General features: G+C 66.1%; 3 protein-coding genes and 1 pseudogene. 1 reads left to right on the top strand and 3 read right to left on the bottom strand.

Going from position 1 to position 2,476, the window contains the following annotated elements:
- A partial coding sequence (gene rplJ, locus M7H19_RS11575) for a 50S ribosomal protein L10 (protein WP_363321368.1) occupies positions 1 to 101 on the bottom strand: 101 nt, incomplete at its 3' end.
- A gap of 336 nt (positions 102 to 437) precedes the next feature.
- Between rplJ and M7H19_RS11570 the strand changes: the two genes are divergently transcribed.
- Positions 438 to 1,373 carry a hypothetical protein gene (locus M7H19_RS11570; RefSeq protein ID WP_298180709.1) on the top strand — a complete coding sequence of 312 codons (936 nt, stop codon included), beginning with the start codon at positions 438 to 440 and terminating at the stop codon, positions 1,371 to 1,373.
- 87 nt (positions 1,374 to 1,460) lie between these two features.
- On the opposite strand, the gene rplA is transcribed toward M7H19_RS11570, so the two are convergent.
- Both rplA and M7H19_RS11560 read right to left on the bottom strand, forming a co-directional pair.
- Positions 1,461 to 2,180 carry a 50S ribosomal protein L1 gene (rplA, locus tag M7H19_RS11565; protein WP_298180707.1) on the bottom strand — a complete coding sequence of 240 codons (720 nt, stop codon included), beginning with the start codon at positions 2,178 to 2,180 and terminating at the stop codon, positions 1,461 to 1,463.
- A 105-nt stretch (positions 2,181 to 2,285) separates the two neighbouring features.
- Positions 2,286 to 2,476: pseudogene (locus M7H19_RS11560) on the bottom strand (50S ribosomal protein L11); the annotation flags it as partial.

The following is a 2,476-nucleotide window of genomic DNA, read 5'->3' as shown; positions in this document are numbered from 1 at the left end:
GACACGGAGAGGCCACTGTACTGGGTGACAACAGCTGCCGAGCTGTTGCGGAACTTGTCCGCGATCTCGGCGACGGCCGCCACCTTGTCGGGCTTCGCCATGGTCGCCTCCTCTCTTGGCTGGTGACCACTGGCAGCCCGGACCCCGCAACGACAAAACGCCCCAGCGCAGGCAGGCGCGGGGGCGTGCTTCACGGGCAGGACAGTGTCCGACACCCGCTTCGACGATCCTCGTTCCTCCTGCGCAGGCCGCCCGCCGTGTACGGGACCTTCGTTTCCCACGCCTGGCGCGGGAAAGACCAGCGGTCTTCGGTAGAACCGTCCACCAGCATAGACGCACCCACATCGACCTGGTCACCGGCCCCACCTTGGCCGAGTGACCGTGTTTTGCCGCGAAACGCGGCCAAGGCGGACACGAACCGTGGGCGAACCGGCATCATGGGTGACGTGGTGGAGCAGCGACCTGACGGAGAAGCCGGGCAGTGCGGTGTCAACGGGGCTGACAGCGAGCCCGAGATCGTTTCCGATGCCATGCCGGCCGACTCGGGCCGACCCGGCACGGACCTCACTCCCATGTCTCCGGCACCGCCTCCGGGGACTCCAGGCACACCGGGGGCGGCTCAGCTTTCCCAATCCCCTCAAGCCGACCCGGAACAACTACGCCAATTCCACGAGTTCCAACAGTTCCAGCAATTCCTGCGCTTCCAGGAGTCACGGGGGCAGCTCAGCACCACCGGCAGCACGGAACTCGCACCGCACCAGCAGCCACAAGCGCCACCACCCCCTAGCAAGATTCCCGGCTGGCTCCAGTGGCTCGGTAAGAAGGTCCTCGGCTGGCTCGTGTTCTTCCTGCTGCTGGGCATCTTCGCGACGTGGGCGTTCAACGAGCTGTTCGGCTCCGACGACGACAACAGCACCGAGGCCGCCGCACGCATGGGCGGCGGCACCTACCACACCGAGGAACTGCTGGCCAAAGAACCGTACGAAGCCGTCCGCAAGGTCTATGACGCCATCGCCCAGGAAGACCCCTCGACCAACCGGCCATTGATCGCCGAAGCCTGCGGTCGCTTCGACAATGACAACGGCATCCAACAACGCTTCGCCGAGAACACCGGCGCGCACCCCGACTGCCGGCAAGCCGTCATCGCTCTGCACGAACAGGTCACGCACGTCAACGACTACGCGGAATCGATCTTTCCCCGCTGGTACGACCCCGACGCCACCACGGTGCGCATCGACTCCTGCGACTTCGACATCCAGGGCGGCCCCGCGCTCGGAGTGTTCACCGTGACCGAAGTCGAAATGGGGCAGTGGCTGATCACCGGCCACGAACCCGGCCCCACCAGCTGCCAGGCCACCTCCACGGAGAACTGACCGACCCGACCCGACCGGAGCCGGAGACGACAGTGGGGCGGCCATCCGAACTGGATGACCGCCCCAGTCGTAGGCTTCAGCTGCCCGTCAGGCGCTGACCTCCTCGGCCAGGAGATCGCGGGTACGGGTCGGGTCCACCGGGATACCCGGGCCCATGGTGGTGGAGAAGGTGACCTTCTTCAGGTAGCGGCCCTTCGAGGCGGCCGGCTTGGCACGCAGCACCTCGTCCAGCGCCGCGGCGTAGTTCTCCACCAGCTTCTCGACGTCGAAGGACGCCTTGCCGATCACCATGTGCAGGTTCGCCTGCTTGTCGACCCGGAAGCTGATCTTACCGCCCTTGATGTCGGACACGGCCTTGCCGACATCCGGCGTCACGGTGCCCGACTTCGGGTTCGGCATCAGGCCGCGCGGGCCGAGAATGCGGGCCACGCGACCCACCTTCGCCATCTGGTCCGGAGTCGCGATCGCAGCATCGAACTCGAGCCAGCCACCCTGGATGCGCTCGATCAGCTCGTCGGACCCGACCGCGTCGGCACCGGCGGCCTCGGCCTCAGCGGCCTTCTCACCGGTCGCGAAAGCGATGACGCGGACGGTCTTACCCGTTCCGTGCGGCAGGTTCACGGTGCCGCGGACCATCTGGTCGGCCTTGCGAGGATCCACGCCGAGCCGCATGGCGACCTCGACCGTGGCATCCATCTTGATCTTCGAGGTCTCCTTGGCGAGCTTGGCCGCCTCCAGCGGCGAATAAAGCCGATCGCGATCGATCAGCTCGGCGGCCTGACGGTAGGCCTTGCTGCGCTTGGTCATGTGCTGTCCTTAGGAAATTCGTAGTGGATCAGTTGTGGTACGGGTCAGCGCGTGGCCCTTCCACAAAGAGTGCGGCAGCGGGCCTGAACGGCCCGAGCCGCGAGGTCACTCGACCGTGATGCCCATCGAACGCGCGGTCCCGGCGATGATCTTGGTCGCGTGGTCGATGTCCATGGCGTTGAGATCGGCCTTCTTGGTCTCGGCGATCTCCCGGATCTGGTCCCAGCTGACCTTGCCGATCTTGTTCTTGTGCGGCTCGCCGCTGCCCTTGTCGACACCGGCGGCCTTCAACAGCA

The organism is Saccharomonospora sp., assembly GCF_027317685.1.
Classification (GTDB): Bacteria; Actinomycetota; Actinomycetes; order Mycobacteriales; family Pseudonocardiaceae; genus Saccharomonospora.
The sequence above is the reverse complement of the archived record's forward strand: the minus strand, read 5'-3'. Positions and strand labels throughout refer to the sequence as shown.

Excerpts from the sequence above, each read along its gene's own strand:
- M7H19_RS11570 (WP_298180709.1), top strand. The coding sequence starts at position 438 with ATGGGTGACGTGGTGGAGCAGCGACCTGACGGAGAAGCCGGGCAGTGC.
- rplA (WP_298180707.1), bottom strand. The coding sequence starts at position 2,180 with ATGACCAAGCGCAGCAAGGCCTACCGTCAGGCCGCCGAGCTGATCGAT.